12 protein-coding genes are annotated in these 15,676 nt (G+C 61.0%); 4 read left to right on the forward strand and 8 right to left on the reverse strand.

Annotated features, from left to right (window positions below; genetic code table 11):
• Positions 1-493 precede the first annotated feature (493 nt).
• The 3 genes from CKW25_RS18280 to CKW25_RS18295 all read right to left on the reverse strand — a co-directional run bounded on the left by CKW25_RS18280 (position 494) and on the right by CKW25_RS18295 (position 5,751).
• Positions 494-2,272, reverse strand: a complete 1,779-nt coding sequence (locus CKW25_RS18280) for an acyl-CoA dehydrogenase C-terminal domain-containing protein (protein WP_095081319.1) — start codon at positions 2,270-2,272, stop codon at positions 494-496.
• A 163-nt stretch (positions 2,273-2,435) separates the two neighbouring features.
• Positions 2,436-3,725, reverse strand: a complete 1,290-nt coding sequence (locus tag CKW25_RS18285) for a GGDEF domain-containing protein (protein ID WP_095081321.1) — start codon at positions 3,723-3,725, stop codon at positions 2,436-2,438.
• Between the two features lie 220 nt (positions 3,726-3,945).
• Positions 3,946-5,751: a phenylacyl-CoA dehydrogenase gene (locus tag CKW25_RS18295; protein ID WP_095081324.1), complete on the reverse strand. Its 1,806-nt coding sequence runs from the start codon at positions 5,749-5,751 to the stop codon at positions 3,946-3,948.
• A 296-nt stretch (positions 5,752-6,047) separates the two neighbouring features.
• Between CKW25_RS18295 and CKW25_RS18300 the strand changes: the two genes are divergently transcribed.
• Complete coding sequence (locus CKW25_RS18300; RefSeq protein WP_095081325.1) at positions 6,048-7,271, forward strand: hypothetical protein; 1,224 nt, start codon at positions 6,048-6,050, stop codon at positions 7,269-7,271.
• A 107-nt stretch (positions 7,272-7,378) separates the two neighbouring features.
• Here CKW25_RS18300 and bioD read toward each other — a convergent pair whose 3' ends face one another.
• The 5 genes from bioD to bioB all read right to left on the reverse strand — a co-directional run bounded on the left by bioD (position 7,379) and on the right by bioB (position 12,000).
• Positions 7,379-8,059, reverse strand: coding sequence for a dethiobiotin synthase (gene bioD, locus CKW25_RS18305; RefSeq protein ID WP_095081327.1), 681 nt, complete (start codon positions 8,057-8,059; stop codon positions 7,379-7,381).
• Positions 8,059-8,868, reverse strand: coding sequence for a malonyl-ACP O-methyltransferase BioC (bioC, locus tag CKW25_RS18310; protein WP_095081329.1), 810 nt, complete (start codon positions 8,866-8,868; stop codon positions 8,059-8,061). The genes bioD and bioC overlap by 1 nt, the downstream gene beginning before the upstream one ends.
• Complete coding sequence (locus CKW25_RS18315; protein WP_095081331.1) at positions 8,861-9,592, reverse strand: alpha/beta fold hydrolase; 732 nt, start codon at positions 9,590-9,592, stop codon at positions 8,861-8,863. Before CKW25_RS18315 ends, bioC begins: the two co-directional genes overlap by 8 nt.
• On the reverse strand, positions 9,585-10,763 hold the full coding sequence (gene bioF, locus CKW25_RS18320) for an 8-amino-7-oxononanoate synthase (protein ID WP_095081333.1): 1,179 nt from the start codon (positions 10,761-10,763) through the stop codon (positions 9,585-9,587). Before bioF ends, CKW25_RS18315 begins: the two co-directional genes overlap by 8 nt.
• Before the next feature lie 181 nt (positions 10,764-10,944).
• Complete coding sequence (gene bioB, locus CKW25_RS18325) at positions 10,945-12,000, reverse strand: biotin synthase BioB (RefSeq protein ID WP_095081334.1); 1,056 nt, start codon at positions 11,998-12,000, stop codon at positions 10,945-10,947.
• A gap of 94 nt (positions 12,001-12,094) precedes the next feature.
• On the opposite strand from bioB, the gene CKW25_RS18330 reads away from it, so the two are divergent.
• The 3 genes from CKW25_RS18330 (at position 12,095) to CKW25_RS18340 (ending at position 15,669) form a co-directional block, all read left to right on the forward strand.
• Positions 12,095-12,835: a ComF family protein gene (locus tag CKW25_RS18330; RefSeq protein WP_095081335.1), complete on the forward strand. Its 741-nt coding sequence runs from the start codon at positions 12,095-12,097 to the stop codon at positions 12,833-12,835.
• A gap of 57 nt (positions 12,836-12,892) precedes the next feature.
• On the forward strand, positions 12,893-13,657 hold the full coding sequence (locus CKW25_RS18335) for a TOBE domain-containing protein (protein ID WP_095081336.1): 765 nt from the start codon (positions 12,893-12,895) through the stop codon (positions 13,655-13,657).
• Positions 13,658-13,767: 110 nt separating this feature from the next.
• Positions 13,768-15,669: a PhoX family phosphatase gene (locus CKW25_RS18340; RefSeq protein WP_095081338.1), complete on the forward strand. Its 1,902-nt coding sequence runs from the start codon at positions 13,768-13,770 to the stop codon at positions 15,667-15,669.
• Positions 15,670-15,676: the final 7 nt, after the last annotated feature.

Raw genomic sequence — 15,676 nt, forward strand, 5'->3', positions numbered from 1 at the left:
CTTATGCCTGTCGGATCTACGTCACAGCGTTCCGTGCAAGTATTGGGCTTTGGCAATTTTGGCTACCTTACCCCGCTGCACCGCCTAATCCGCTTCCTGTTCGTCAGGCCAGCATTTTGCCTCGGGCCTCCTTCAGACTCGCAGTCACCCGCGACACCCTTGCCTCTGGCTAACACTTCCCCTTGCCGGGTGTGTAGAGGACTTGCACCTCCAAGTCACCAGCGAGGCCACCACGGCCAAGCTGATTGCGCTTGCGCGCAACGCGCCATGCCTGGCGCACCAAAAGAAAACCCCGCCGAAGCGGGGCTTTGCAGACTGTTTCCCTGACATCCATTTCACTCCACCGTCCTGGCAGAATCCTACGTGTCCGTGTTGTTGCTTTGCGCTTCCTGCGCGACGTCCATGAGCAGTAGATTAGCTGTGGATCCAATTTACCGATAGGAGAGAAAGACAGCACGCCATGTAAGCAAATGCTTACATGACGTTACACCCCTCAGAATTGCGCAGCGTCCAGCAAGAACAACGACTCGCTACCCGCCTTGACCGATGCGCTCAGGGAGTGAATCCGTGGCAGCAGACGGGCGAAATAGAAACGCGCCGTCCCCAGTTTGCTGGCGTAGAAATCGTCCTGTGCTTCTTTGCCGAAGGCAGCCTTGGCCATCAGCGCCCACATGTAAGCGTAGGACACATAGCCGAACACCTGCAGGTATTCCACCGACGCGGCACCGATTTCGTTCGGGTTGCCCTTGGCGCGATCCAGCAACCAGGCCGTCAGTTCGTCCAGCGTTTGTACGGCATCGTTCAACGGCTGAGTGAACTCGGCCAGATCGGCGCTGGCGGTTGCAGTGAAATGACGGATCTCGTCAGCGAACAGTTGGTAGTACGCACCGCCACTACCGACGATCTTGCGCCCGACCAGGTCAAGGGCCTGAATGCCGTTGGTGCCTTCGTAGATCTGGGTGATGCGCACATCGCGCACCAGTTGCTCCTGGCCCCACTCGCGGATGTAACCGTGGCCGCCAAACACCTGCTGGCCATGCACGGTGGTTTCCAGGCCCAGATCAGTGAGGAACGCCTTGGCGACCGGGGTCAGCAACGCCACCAACTCTTCGGCACGCTTGCGAGTGACCGGGTCTTCGCTGAACTTGGCGGTGTCCAGTTGCATGGCCACGTAGGTGGAGAACGCACGGCCGCCTTCGTTCGACGCCTTCATGGTCAGCAGCATGCGACGCACGTCCGGGTGAACGATGATCGGGTCAGCCACCTTGTCCTTGTTCTGTGCGCCGGTTGGCGAACGACTCTGCAGGCGATCACGAGCATATTCGACCGCGTTCTGGTACGAGCGCTCGCCCGTGGCCAAGCCCTGGATGCCCACGCCCAGACGCTCGTAGTTCATCATCGTGAACATCGCTGCCAGGCCTTTGTTGGGTTCGCCAACCAGGTAACCCACGGCTTCGTCGAAGTTCATCACGCAGGTCGCGGAGGCCTGGATGCCCATCTTGTGTTCGATCGAACCGCAGTTGGCCGGGTTGCGTGCGCCGAGGCTGCCGTCGGCATTGACCATGAACTTGGGCACCAGGAACAGCGAAATGCCCTTTGGCCCCGCCGGCGCGTCCGGCAGCTTGGCCAGTACCAGGTGAATGATGTTCTCGGTCAGGTCATGTTCGCCACCGGTGATGAAGATCTTGGTGCCGCTGACTTTGTAGGAGCCATCGGCCTGAGGTTCGGCCTTGGTGCGGATGATCCCCAGGTCGGTGCCTGCATGCGGCTCGGTCAGGCACATGGACCCGGCCCAGACGCCGGCATACATGTTCGGCAGGTACGCGGCTTTCAGTTCTTCGCTGGCGTGCGCGTTGATCGACAGGCAGGCACCGGCCGTCAGCATCGGGTACAGGCCGAACGACAGGCTGGCCGAGTTGACCATTTCCTCGACCTGGGCCGAAACCGCCTTGGGCATGCCCATGCCACCGAAGGCCGGGTCACCGCCCACGCCGACCCAACCGCCTTCAGCATAAGTCTGGTAGGCCTGCGGGAAGCCTGCGGGCGTGGTCACGGCTCCGTCGCTCCAATGGCAGCCTTCTTCGTCGGCCGCACGGCTCAGGGGCGCAATGCTTTTGCTGGTGACTTTGCCGGCTTCCTCAAGGATCGCCTCGACAGTCTCGGCATCAACGGTGTCGGCCAAGGCGGGCAGTTCAGCCCAAAGCTTGGCTACCTCGAAAACTTCATTGAGGACGAAGCGCATATCGCGCAGGGGCGCTTTGTAGTCAGCCATGGCAAACCTCGCAGGAACGTGAAAAAGTGATTCATAGGATCGGGTTTCAACAAGTCCTCGAGTGTACCCGAACAACTTTTGCGACACATAGGGTCAACTCGTGACTTGTTTGTAATTTTTAGTCACCAATGAAATGTTATAGGCCTGCCACGCCCATCATCACTCAACCCGCAGCGCCCGCCATGCGCACCGCGCCACGACGACTCTGACCGAAGGCCATCACGCAGTTACGTCCCGCCCCCTTGGCGTTGTAGAGCGCCTGATCGGCGGACTTGAGCACTTCTTCCGGGGTTCGCTGCTCCAGCCGCTCGGCGACGCCGATGCTCACCGTCACCGATACGCTTGACGCACTGGCACCGGAGCGACGCTGGCGACCTTGCTGATCGTCCTGCGGGCGGTTTTCCTGGTTACGCAACTGAATGTTGTAGTCGGCAATCGACTCGCGAATGACCTCCAGATGCGGCAGGCATTCTTCCAGGGTCCTGGCCGCGAACACCAGGGCAAACTCCTCGCCCCCGTAACGGTAGGCCCGACCGCCACCGCCGATCTTCGACAGTTTGCTGGCGACCAGGCGCAGCACCTGGTCGCCGACGTCGTGGCCATGGGTGTCGTTGAATTTCTTGAAGTGGTCGACATCACTCATCGCCAGCACATAATTGCGCCCCAGGCGCTGCAGCCGCTCGTTCAAGGCGCGACGTCCCGGCAGCCCGGTCAGCTCATCACGAAAGGCCATTTGATAGGCCTCATGGGCAACGGCGGCAGCGATCATCAACATGACCTGACTGCACATGATGTTGAGGGTGAACGGCAGGATGAAGGTTTTGGGCAGCATCCAGAACAACCCGAGCAGGCCCACCCACTGCGCCGCATGCAAGGGCCGTGGATTGCGCCAGTACTGATAGGCCAGCAGCATGAAGGCAGCGATGAACACCGGATACGACAGCTGGATCAGGCTCATCCAGGTGCCATGCAGTGCCGGCCAGCGTATTTCCGCCAACCACGCCAGCAGCGCCTGTGGATAGCTTTGCTCCAGCGCCAGGGCAACGCTGCCAAAGGCCAGCAGCACGGCAAACCGCGCAACCATGTCCTGAAACAGGTGCGTGCGCTCCTGCCACGCCGCGAACAGCCCGTACAGCAGCGGCAACAACAAGCAACAGAGATGGAACACCACGGCGGCGTCCTCGCGGACCCTGCCGAAATCACGGTAGTAATCGGTCTGGGTATCGAGCAAAAAGTAGGCGATGTACACCGTGACCATCAAAAACAGTTCGCGCTGGCGGCGGTAAACCGCGCAGTACGAACCGCCGAGCAGCAGCACCAGGGTCGGCAGTACGTTGAACAGCGAAGTGAAGAAGACGTTGAGATCCTTGACGTAGGCAGCTGCAAGCCCCGCAAGTAACAGCAGCAATGAAGGTATGAAGTGACTCAAGCGTGCAGCAGAAGAACGCGGCAAGGGTAAAGCTCCGGCCCGGCAAATCAGCAGATGGCATTGTGCCATCAATCCTGACAATTAAGCACACGCAATGTGACGCGCGTCACATTGCCTACTCTTTAACGGCAGCCGAAGCGTTCTGCTTAGTGTTTCAGTCGGGAACTTTCATCGTGCTTCCCCCGGGCATGAAAAAGCCGCTGTTCCCGAAGGAGCAGCGGCTTGTTGAAGGACGGCCTGAGGCTTAGTAGCCCAGTGCGAAGTCTTCTTCTTTCATGTCCATCAGGTTGTTGGCGCCCGACAGCATGGTTACAACGTGAGTGCGGGTACGCGGCAGGATGCGCTGGAAGTAGAAGCGCGCAGTCTGCAGCTTGGCGGTGTAGAACGCCTCTTCAGTGGTACCGGCAGCCAGTTTCTCGGCAGCCAGACGCGCCATGTCCGCCCAGAAGTAGGCCAGGCACGCGTAACCGGAGTACATCAGGTAGTCCACGGACGCCGCGCCCACTTCCTCGCGGTCTTTCATCGCCGCCATACCGACCTTCATGGTCAGTTCGCCCCATTCCTTGTTCAGTGCAGCCAGCGGTGTGACGAACTCCTTGACCGCTTCGTTGCCTTCGTTGGTCTGGCAGAACTTGTGGACGATCTTGGTGAAGCCTTTCAGGGCCTCGCCTTGAGTCATCAGCACTTTACGGCCCAACAGGTCGAGTGCCTGGATACCGGTGGTGCCTTCGTACAGCATGGAAATACGGCTGTCGCGAACGTTCTGCTCCATGCCCCACTCAGCGATGAAGCCGTGGCCGCCATAGATCTGCACGCCATGGTTAGCCGACTCGAAACCGACTTCGGTCATGAAGGCCTTGGCGATTGGCGTCATGAAGGCCAGCAGTGCGTCGGCTTTCTTCTTCTCTTCTTCATCCACACCGTACTTGACGATGTCGACTTGCTTGGCGGTGAAGTAAACCATCGCACGGTTGCCTTCGGCGAACGCCTTCATGGTCAACAGCATACGACGTACATCCGGGTGCACGATGATCGGGTCAGCGGCTTTGTCCGGCGCTTTCGGGCCAGTCAGGGAGCGCATTTGCAGGCGATCGCGAGCGTATTTCAGGCCACCCTGGAAACCGATCTCGGCGTGGGCCAGACCTTGCAGTGCCGTACCCAGGCGGGCGGTGTTCATGAAGGTGAACATGCAGTTCAGGCCTTTGTTCGCCGGGCCGATCAGGAAACCGGTGGCCGCGTCGAAGTTCATCACGCAGGTGGCGTTACCGTGGATACCCATTTTGTGTTCCAGGGAACCACAGGTCACGGCGTTGCGTGCACCGATGCTGCCATCGGCATTCGGCAGGAACTTTGGAACGATGAACAGCGAAATACCTTTGGTACCCGCCGGTGCATCCGGCAGGCGAGCCAGAACGATGTGGACGATGTTGTCGGCCATGTCGTGCTCACCGGCCGAGATGAAGATCTTGGTGCCGGAAACCTTGTAGGAGCCATCTGCCTGAGGCTCGGCCTTGGTGCGCAGCATGCCCAGGTCGGTGCCGCAGTGCGGTTCGGTCAGGCACATGGTGCCGGTCCATTCACCGGATACCAGCTTGGTCAGGTAAGCCTCTTGCTGCTCTGGCGTACCGTGCTCGGAGATAGTGTTCATCGCGCCGTGCGACAGGCCCGGGTACATGCCCCACGACCAGTTGGACTCGCCAACCATCTCGCTCACGGCCAGACCCAGGGACTCCGGCAGGCCTTGACCGCCGTGCTCGATGTCGTGCGCCAGGCTTGGCCAGCCGCCTTCGACGAATTGCTTGTAGGCTTCCTTGAAGCCAGTCGGGGTCTTAACGCCGGACTCGCTCCAGGTGCAGCCTTCGATGTCACCCACGCGGTTCAGCGGAGCCAGCACCTGCTCACAAAACTTGGCGCCTTCCTCGAGAATGGCGTCAACCATGTCCGGGGTAGCGTCCTGGCAAGCCGGAAGGCTCTGATAATGCGCTTCGTAACCGAGCAGTTCGTCACGAACGAAGCGAATATCACGCAAGGGGGCCTTGTAGTCAGGCATAGCGATAAACCTCTGCTGATGTAACCGGGAATGAACGACCGTGATGATTTGTTGTGACGGTCAAACAGTTGTTTGAAACATACGTTTACGCCGAAATCTTGTCAAGCGTCGATCTTTTGCCGTTCGTCATTCCCTCCATCACCTCGACCTGGAACCGAAAGACATTCTTAAGGCCACCAAAGCCAGTCAAACCTGTCATTTGTATCAGTTGTTCCGATGACGACACGCATGTCTCATATGGCAATGGCGCCTTCTCTTACACGAGCGCAATTTGATCCAACATCGAGGACATCAGTATGGACGGGTTACAACTGAATGACGTGTTAGCCGGGGATCCGGACCTGGATCCCGGCTTCGGCAACGAACGAGGGTATTTTTTCCCGATACCGGGTGAAACCAGCGATGTCCGTGCGGTCGTCCTGAACACCGACGAATCGCTCAATCTGGCCATTGCACTACACAACGGTAAGTACCAGTTCAACCGTGCCAACGCGGATGGATTTCCTATCCCGGACTTTCAACCCACCACAGCGGAGTTCGCCTCCAATGGCACGTCGGTTCCGACCCGACTCTTACGCCAGCCGGATAACAAGATCATCATGATTGGCACCTTCACCAACCATGCAGATAGCACTCTGCACAGAGTCAGTCGCCCCGCTGTGACACGCTTCAATGCCGATGGCACCCCTGATCCGGATTTCGGCCACCGGGTTCTACCCTTCACGCCTGAAGGGGTAACGACTCCGCTGACACCCAGAAAGATGGCGGACGGCTGCCTGCAACCCGATGGAAAAATCCTGATCGCAAGCGTCTATCAACGACCAGATCCCAACGGCTCTAACGTCATCAGCCGGCTGACACGCTTGAACAGCGATGGAACGCCGGACACGTCATTTGCCAATGCAGGCAGTATTGAACTGATTTTTGATGGCGCCACTACTGATGCGGCGAATGTTCAAGTCCAGAAAAGCGGAAAAATCGTCGTGGCCGGCTGGGTGGTAATGAATGGGCAACATCAACTGACACTGGCTCGCTATACGAACGATGGCGAACCCGACATGGACTTCGGCAAAAAGGGTTATGCCCGATACATACATCCCAAACACAACGCGATCCTGAACCGGCTGGAGGTGTATGACGACAAGTTGGTATGCGCAGGCTTCACCACCGGCCCCGAGCACGGTGCTCTGCTGATGAGATTTGACGCTGACGGCCATGCCGATCCGCAATTCAACGACGGCGAGCCCGTGCTAACCCGCGATGAATTCAGCGTGCTTCAGTGGGCGTGCATTTCCGTGCAACCGAACGGCGACATCATTGCTCTGGGAAACGATCAAAACGCTAACGGAAAGGAGTTCATCATCAGACGTTTTACGGAGCGTGGTCAGCCAGATCTCAGTCGGAAGTGGCAAACGAAACCTTTGACCTGCTCGGATGTAGCCACCCAGTCTTCGAAAAGACTGATCGTGACGGCTAAAACCCGCAGTGGTTATTCCTTGGTTTTAGGGCTGCTCAGCTAACCCTGGCGCGTTGTAAGCACAAAGAGCGCTCTACCTGAGTGAGCGCTCCTTGTGTCAAAACACTCGACAAAAGCACCAATGACACAGCGCCTTGTCATCGGCAAAGCCTAGTCCAGCAAATCCAGCTCAAGGTACTCGGCCACGGCTTCCGCGGTGACCATCTTGAGTTTCGGCACTTTGCCCAGGCACGGCGCGGGCAGCCGCTCGGCCAGGGTCGCCAGGTTTTCTTCCAGGCGGGATGTCCTGGGCTCAATGATGTTGGCCACCCAGCCGGCCAGTTGCAAACCGTCCCGGGCAATCGCCTCGGCGGTCAACAACGCGTGATTGATGCAGCCCAGCCGCACGCCGACCACCAGGATCACCGGCAAACCGAGCGCCATCGCCAGGTCCGACAGGTTGTCCTGGTCTGCCAATGGTACCCGCCAGCCGCCCGCGCCTTCAATCAAGGTGAAGTCGGCCTGCTTGCCCAGGATGTGACGCATAGGCACCAGCAACGACTGAACCGTCAGCGCCACGCCCGACTCCCGCGCCGCCAGATGGGGGGCAATGGCCGGTTCAAAGGCCATCGGATTGACTTCGGCATAGGTCAGCGGCACTGAGCATTGGTCCAGCAGCGCCAGTGCATCGGCGTTGCGCAGCCCCTTGGGCGTCACATCACAGCCCGACGCCACGGGCTTTCCAGCCGCCGTACTCAATCCGGCCGACCGCGCCGCCTGAAGCAGACCGGCGGCAATGGTGGTCTTGCCGACATCGGTATCGGTGCCGGTAATGAAATAGGCTGCGCTCATCAAGGTTTCTCCAACACGGCGTAGACCACCTGGTAAGTCGCGGGGAGTCCTTGCGCCTGACGAAACTGCTCATAGGCATCGATCAATCCCTTGATTCGCGCCCGGCCTGTCAGCCCACCTGGCCGACCCGGATTAAGATTATGCGCGCCCAAGGCTTTCAGTTCATGGGTCAGGCTGCGCACATCAGGATAGTGCAGCACATGGGGACGGCTTTGCAGGCTCAAGACCTTGAGGCCGCTGTCCGCGCACAACTGTTGATAGGTACTGAACTCCCGGAAACGGTTGACGTGCACCAGGCCATCCACCTGCCGCCAACTGTCGCGCAGCTCATACAGGGTTCCCACGCACAGGCTGGCGAACGCCAGTACACCGCCGGGCCTGAGTACACGATTGGCCTCGCTCAGCACCGACTTGAAATCGGCGCACCACTGCACCGCCAGGCTGGAAAACAACAGGTCGCAGCTGGCGTCCTGCAGCGGCAAACGCTCGGCATCGCCAGCAATGAAATGGCTCGCGCCGCCCAAGGGCCGGGCGTGATTGAGCATGCCTTCGGCAATATCCAGTGCCAGCCCTTCGCCTGTAGTGAAGCGTTGCCCCAGCGCGCGACTGAAATACCCGGTGCCGCAGCCCAGATCCAGCCAGCGGGCAGGCGCGCAATCCGCGGGCAAGCGCGCCAGCAACTGGCTGCCCACCGTGCGCTGCAACTCGGCAACGCTGTCGTAACTGGCCGCCGCCCGGGAAAAGGACGCCGCGACCTGGCGCTTGTCCGGCAAACCGCCGGGCAGGTTGGGAAGAGACAAATCAGTCATCACCGCACTCATGCAAAAAAGCCTGGATGGCCCCCGCCACGCCGTGGGGGTCCTCCAGAAGAAACGCGTGACTGGCCTGTTCAATCAGGCCAATTTCGACATCGGGAAGCAGCGCCAGCAGTTCACCGGCCGCTTCGGCCGGCACCAGCCCATCGAGGCCGGCGAACAGATGTAACTGTGGTCCGCGAAAGGCTTGCAAGGCTTGCCGGGTGTCCAGTTGCGCGAGCAGTTCCAGCCCGCTCATCAGCACCTGTGGCGAGGTGTTCGGCGCACCGCCCAGTAACAACCGTGACAGCCCACGTGGGTCTTGCGCGCCTTGGGCGCAGAGCAAACTGAAGCGCTTGAGGGTGGTGCGCGGATCGGCACGGCATCCGGCCAGAAACCCGTCGAAGGTTTCTGCCGGCATCGCACTCGCCCATTGAGGGTGAGCCACAAATGAAGGATTGCTCGCCAGTGTCAGCAAACCGCAACAACGTTCGCCCCGTCGCGCCGCCAGCTCGGCAGCCAGCATCCCGCCCAGCGACCAGCCACCGAGCCAGGCATCTTGCGCCAGGCTCGAGTCCAGCTCATCGAGCCATTCATCAAGGTCGCCCGAGACCAGCTCCGGCAGCGGCTCGATCTCGACCCGCAGATGTTCGTCCAGCCCCTGCAATGCAGCCGCCAGCGGTTCCAGTGGCGAAACACCGAGCCCCCAACCGGGCAACAGAATCAGTCGATCACGCATGGTTCGACGCCGCTCCCAGTTGCTGGACGCAATCGGCCAGTCCCTCTAACAATAGCTGGACCTGCGCCTCGCTGTGGGCCGCCGTGAGGGTCACGCGCAAACGGGCACTGCCGGTGGGCACGGTCGGTGGACGAATCGCCGTCACCATCAGGCCGCGCTCGCGCAACATCTGAGAAAAGCGCACGGCCCGACCGGCATCGCCGATCATGATCGGCTGGATCGGCGTGGCGCTGTCCATCAACTCAAGGCCGATCTGCTCGGCGCCTTTGCGGAACTGGGCAATCAGCACCTTCAAATGCTCGCGCCGCCAATGCTCGCTGCGCAGCAGCTCCAGGCTTTTCAGCGTCGCACAAGCCAGCGCCGGTGGCTGACTGGTGGTGTAGATGTACGGCCGGGCGAACTGGATCAGGCTCTCGATCAGATCATCACTGCCGGCGACAAACGCCCCCGCCGTGCCAAAGGCCTTGCCCAAGGTGCCGACCAGTACTGGCACGTCTTCCATGCTCAGGCCGAAATGCTCGACGATGCCAGCGCCATGGGCGCCCAATGGGCCGAAGCCATGGGCGTCATCGACCATCAGCCACGCCCCCTTGGCCTTGGCCTCCCGGGCCAGCGCCGGCAGATCGGCGATATCCCCGTCCATGCTGAACACCCCGTCCGTCACCACCAGCGTGTTGCCGGTGGCCTTTTCCAGACGCTTGGCCAGGCTCTCGGCGTCGTTATGCAGGTAGCGATTGAAACGCGCACCCGACAACAACCCGGCATCGAGCAACGACGCGTGATTGAGCCGGTCCTCAAGCACGGTATCGCCCTGCCCGACCAGCGCGGTGACCGCACCGAGGTTGGCCATGTAGCCGGTGGTGAACAGCAACGCGCGCGGGCGACCGGTCAAGTCCGCCAAGGCCTCTTCAAGGGCATGGTGCGGGCCACTGTGACCGATCACCAGGTGCGACGCCCCACCGCCAACACCCCAGCGGGCAGCGCCGGCGCGCCAGGCTTCGATCACTTGCGGGTGATTGGCCAGGCCCAGGTAATCGTTGTTGCAGAACGCCAGCAACGGCTGGCCGTCAACCACCACTTCCGGGCCCTGGGGGCTTTCGAGCAACGGGCGTTGGCGATAGAGATTTTCGGCACGACGGGCAGCAAGGCGCGCAGCGAGATCGAAAGACATGCAGGCCTCGAGTGTCAGATCACATAAATCAAATGAACGCGATCCCTGTAGGAGCGAGCACGCTCGCGATGAACTCAAAAACAACGCGTTTACTCAGAAAACACGCGTTATCGTTAACGTTCATCGTCGGAACGCCGCCCGGAGCAAGCTCGCGCCTACAAGGGTTGTACATTCCAAACGATCAAACAGCGGCGTTGTAGAACTGCTCGCTGCTCTTCTGTTCGACCAGTGCTTGCTCGATCGCCGCCTGATGCACTTCATCGGCGTGCTCTTCGCGGGCTTCAGGCAGGATCCCCAAGCGCGAGAACAGTTGCATGTCCTTGTCCGCTTGCGGGTTGGCGGTGGTCAGCAGTTTGTCGCCGTAGAAAATCGAGTTGGCGCCGGCGAAGAACGCCAGGGCCTGCATCTGCTCGTTCATGGCTTCACGGCCAGCCGAGAGGCGCACGTGGGATTGCGGCATCAGGATACGGGCCACCGCGAGCATGCGGATGAAGTCGAACGGGTCGACGTCGTCGGCATTTTCCAGGGGGGTACCGGCGACTTTCACCAGCATGTTGATCGGCACCGACTCCGGATGCTCCGGCAGGTTGGCCAGCTGGATCAGCAGGTTGGCGCGGTCGTCCAGCGACTCGCCCATGCCCAGGATACCGCCGGAGCAGATCTTCATCCCCGACTCACGGACGTAGGCCAGGGTTTGCAAGCGCTCGCTGTAGGTCCGGGTGGTGATGATGCTGCCGTAGAACTCCGGGGAGGTGTCGAGGTTGTGGTTGTAGTAGTCCAGGCCGGCCTTGGCCAGGGCTTCGGTCTGGTCCTGATCCAGGCGACCGAGGGTCATGCAGGTTTCCAGGCCCATGGCTTTTACGCCTTCAACCATCTTCAGCACGTAGGGCATGTCTTTGGCCGACGGGTGTTTCCAGGCCGCGCCCATGCAGAAGCGGGTCGATCCGATGGCCTTGGCGCGAGCGGCCTCTTCGAGGACCTTCTGCACTTCCATCAGTTTTTCTTTTTCCAGCCCGGTGTTGTAGTGACCGGACTGCGGGCAATATTTGCAATCTTCCGGGCAAGCACCGGTCTTGATCGACAGCAAGGTCGATACCTGGACCCGGTTGGCATCGAAATGCGCACGGTGCACCGTCTGCGCCTGGAACAACAGGTCATTGAAAGGCTGAACGAACAGCGCTTTAACTTCGGCCAAAGACCAATCGTGACGCAATTTGGCGGTGATGCTGGCGCTCATCGGCTCATTTCCTTTCTTATGCTTGACACACGTCTGGAACAACGGAGATCTCACAGACGTGACACGGATGTTTCAGCATATTTAAGGAAGACTCATGCACTGTCAACCACGACACGGAAAGCCGGTTTACATCTGGTCAAAAAACAAACAGACCTGTTTGCTCTGCGACGAGACCACCGACGCCTGCCACCCCCTCTGCATACCCTGCGAAACCGAACTGCCCTGGTTGGGCGATCATTGCCAGGTCTGCGCCCTGCCGCTGCCCATGGCCGACCTCACCTGCGGCCAGTGTTTACGGGATCCGCCAGCCTTCGAGCAGGTCATCGCGCCCTGGGTCTACGGCTTCCCGGTGGACACCTTGATCACCCGCTTCAAACACAGCGCCAAATGGCCATTTGGCCGCTTGCTGGGCGAGCTTCTCGCTCAATCCCTGCAGCATCGTTTCGATGAAGGCCTCCAACGCCCCGATGCGCTGGTGCCCGTGCCCCTGGCCCGTAAACGCCTGCGCGAACGCGGCTTCAATCAAGCGGCAATGCTCGCCCGCTGGCTCAGCGACAACCTGCACATCCCAATGGATGAAACGCTGCTGATGCGCCCCCAGGACACCACCGCGCAACAGGACCTGGACGCCAGGGCCCGCAAGCAGAACCTGCGCAACGCCTTCGCGCTGATGGCCGGCGCAGCGGTCAACGGTCGCCACCTGGCGCTGGTCGATGACGTACTGACCACCGGCGCCACTGCACACAGCCTGGCAAGACTGCTGCGCAAGGCGGGCGCAGCGCGGGTCGACGTCTATTGCCTGGCCCGCACGGCAAAACCCGGCGAGCTGGCTTGACTCCCATGCGCCAAGCCGCCAACGTCGACACCATCATTACCGTTCGCAGCGCACATCATGTCCTTGCCCACCCTGCTGTCCCAGCACATTGTTCGTCGTCCGCAACGCATTGCCTTGCTGCAACACATCGCCGAACAAGGCTCGATCACCCGTGCCGCAAAAAGCGCCGGGCTGAGCTATAAAGCCGCGTGGGATGCGATCGACGAACTGAACAACCTGGCGCAACAGCCGCTGGTGGAGCGTAGTGTCGGCGGCAAGGGCGGTGGGGGTGCCCGGTTGACGAGTGAAGGCGAGCGGGTATTGCGCCTGTACCAGCGCCTGCAAGCCTTGCAGGCCCAGGTGCTGGAGGCCGCGGAAGAGGCCAGCGACCTCGATCTGCTCGGGCGGCTGATGCTGCGCACCAGTGCACGCAACCAACTCCACGGCAAAGTCGCCGGTATCGACGCTCAGGGGCGCAACGACCTGATCACGCTGACGCTGGCGCAAGGATTGACCCTGCATGCACGGATCACCCACGACAGCACCCAGCGGCTGGAGCTGCAAACCGGCACCGAAGTGGTGGCCCTGATCAAGGCGGGCTGGCTGCAGTTGCTCGCCATCGAACAACCGTCGATCCCCGGACACAACTGCCTGAGCGGAACCATCAAGCAGATTCTCGATGCCGAAGACGGCCCCAGTGAGGTGCGGATTGCCCTGCCTAACGGCCAGACACTCTGTGCCCTCGCCGAGCCGCTGCACCTCGCAACCCTGGGGCTGAAGGTCGACAACGCCGTTCAGGTCCAGTTCTCTCCCTCCAATGTCTTGCTCGGCACACCGCTGTGACCGGCACGGACAGGCTTTCCGTGAGCGCGGTTAAACGCTGATCGCGTACTGCAACATTTGTGTCATCAACGCCCCTTAAGGTATCTGCCAAAACCAGCAGGGAGCCTGACGTGAACCTATTAGAAGAAAACCAAGCCACCGACCTCGAAAAAATCGTCGGCCTCAGCCGCCGCGGTTTCATCAGTGCCGGTGCGCTGTGCGGCGCCGCGATGTTTCTCGGCGGCAACCTGCTGAGCCGCAGCGTACTGGCGGCCAGTGTCAGCGCCGCGTCGAGCAAACTGCTGGGCTTTGACAGCATCGCCGCCGCCACCAGCGACACCATCACGCTGCCATCCGGCTACACGTCATCGGTGTTGATCAGTTGGGGCCAGCCGCTCCAGAAAAACGGCCCGGCCTTCGACCCCAGCGGCCAGGGCAACGCCGAGGCGCAGGAAGTCCAGTTTGGCGATAACAACGACGGCATGAGCCTGTTCGCCTTCCCGGACGACGACAACCGCGCACTGATGGCCATCAACAACGAATACACCAACTATCGCTACCTCTACCCCCACGGCGGCATGCCGCAGTCGGCTGAGGACGTCCGCAAGGCCCTGGCCTGCGAAGGTGTGTCGGTGATCGAAGTGCAGCGCAAGGACGGCCAATGGCACTTTGTCCAAGGCTCGCGCTACAACCGCCGGATTCACGGCAACGCGCCAATTCGCGTCGGTGGCCCGGCAGCCGGTCATGAGCTGCTCAAGACCAGCGCCGACCCCAAGGGCGAAAAGGTCCTGGGGACGTTCCAGAACTGCGCCAATGGCAAGACGCCATGGGGCACATACCTGACCTGTGAAGAGAACTTCACCGACTGCTTTGGCAGCAGCAACCCGCAACAGACATTCGATGCCGCGCAAAAGCGCTATGGCGTCGTGGCGGCCAGCAAGGAGATCAACTGGCATCAGCACGACCCGCGCTTCGACCTGGCGAAAAACCCCAACGAACTCAACCGTCACGGCTGGGTGGTGGAAATCGACCCGTTCGATCCGCAGTCGACCCCGGTCAAGCGCACCGCCCTGGGCCGCTTCAAACACGAAAACGCGGCCCTGGCCGAAACCCATGACGGTCGTGCCGTGGTGTACATGGGCGATGACGAGCGCGGCGAGTTCATCTACAAATTCATCAGCCGCGACAGGATCGATCACAAAAACCCCAAGGCCAACCGCGACCTGCTGGATCACGGCACGCTGTACGTCGCCCGTTTTGATGCCGGCGACAGCAACCCCGACCATCCCAAGGGCCAGGGGCAGTGGGTCGAACTGAGCCATGGCAAGCACGGCATCGACGCCAGCAGCGGCTTCGCCGATCAGGCCCAGGTGCTGATCCATGCACGGCAGGCCGCCAGTGTGGTCGGCGCCACGCGCATGGACCGTCCCGAGTGGATCGTCGTCAGCCCCGCCGACGGCCAGGTCTATTGCACCCTGACCAACAACGCCAAGCGCGGTGAAGAAGGTCAGCCAGTGGGCGGGCCGAACCCGCGGGAGAAAAACCTCTACGGACAGATTCTGCGCTGGCGCACCGAGAGTGACGACCACGCCTCGCTGACGTTTGCCTGGGACCTGTTCGTCGTGGCCGGCAACCCGGGCGTCCACGCCGGTACGCCAAAGGCCGGTTCGTCGAACATCACCCCGCAAAATATGTTCAACAGCCCGGACGGCCTGGGCTTCGACAAGGCCGGTCGCTTGTGGATCCTCACCGACGGTGACTCCAGCAACGCCGGGGACTTCGCGGGGATGGGCAACAACCAGATGCTGTGCGCGGACCCCGCGACCGGCGAAATCCGACGCTTCATGGTCGGCCCGGTGGGATGCGAAGTGACGGGCATCACCTTCTCGCCGGATCAGAAAACCTTGTTTGTCGGTATCCAGCACCCCGGTGAAAACGGCGGCTCGACCTTCCCCGAGCACCTGCCCAACGGCAAGCCGCGTTCGTCAGTGATGGCCATCCGCCGCGAAGACGGCGGGATCGTCGGCGCCTGACAGGCCC

The sequence above is a fragment of the Pseudomonas sp. Irchel s3h17 genome, from assembly GCF_900187505.1.
Classification (GTDB): Bacteria; Pseudomonadota; Gammaproteobacteria; order Pseudomonadales; family Pseudomonadaceae; genus Aquipseudomonas.

Excerpts from the sequence above, each read along its gene's own strand:
- CKW25_RS18330 (WP_095081335.1), top strand. The coding sequence starts at position 12,095 with ATGCACTGTCAACCACGACACGGAAAGCCGGTTTACATCTGGTCAAAA.
- bioC (WP_095081329.1), bottom strand. The coding sequence starts at position 8,868 with ATGACTGATTTGTCTCTTCCCAACCTGCCCGGCGGTTTGCCGGACAAG.
- bioD (WP_095081327.1), bottom strand. The coding sequence starts at position 8,059 with ATGAGCGCAGCCTATTTCATTACCGGCACCGATACCGATGTCGGCAAG.
- CKW25_RS18280 (WP_095081319.1), bottom strand. The coding sequence starts at position 2,272 with ATGGCTGACTACAAAGCGCCCCTGCGCGATATGCGCTTCGTCCTCAAT.
- CKW25_RS18295 (WP_095081324.1), bottom strand. The coding sequence starts at position 5,751 with ATGCCTGACTACAAGGCCCCCTTGCGTGATATTCGCTTCGTTCGTGAC.
- bioF (WP_095081333.1), bottom strand. The coding sequence starts at position 10,763 with ATGTCTTTCGATCTCGCTGCGCGCCTTGCTGCCCGTCGTGCCGAAAAT.
- bioB (WP_095081334.1), bottom strand. The coding sequence starts at position 12,000 with ATGAGCGCCAGCATCACCGCCAAATTGCGTCACGATTGGTCTTTGGCC.
- CKW25_RS18300 (WP_095081325.1), top strand. The coding sequence starts at position 6,048 with ATGGACGGGTTACAACTGAATGACGTGTTAGCCGGGGATCCGGACCTG.
- CKW25_RS18315 (WP_095081331.1), bottom strand. The coding sequence starts at position 9,592 with ATGCGTGATCGACTGATTCTGTTGCCCGGTTGGGGGCTCGGTGTTTCG.
- CKW25_RS18335 (WP_095081336.1), top strand. The coding sequence starts at position 12,893 with ATGTCCTTGCCCACCCTGCTGTCCCAGCACATTGTTCGTCGTCCGCAA.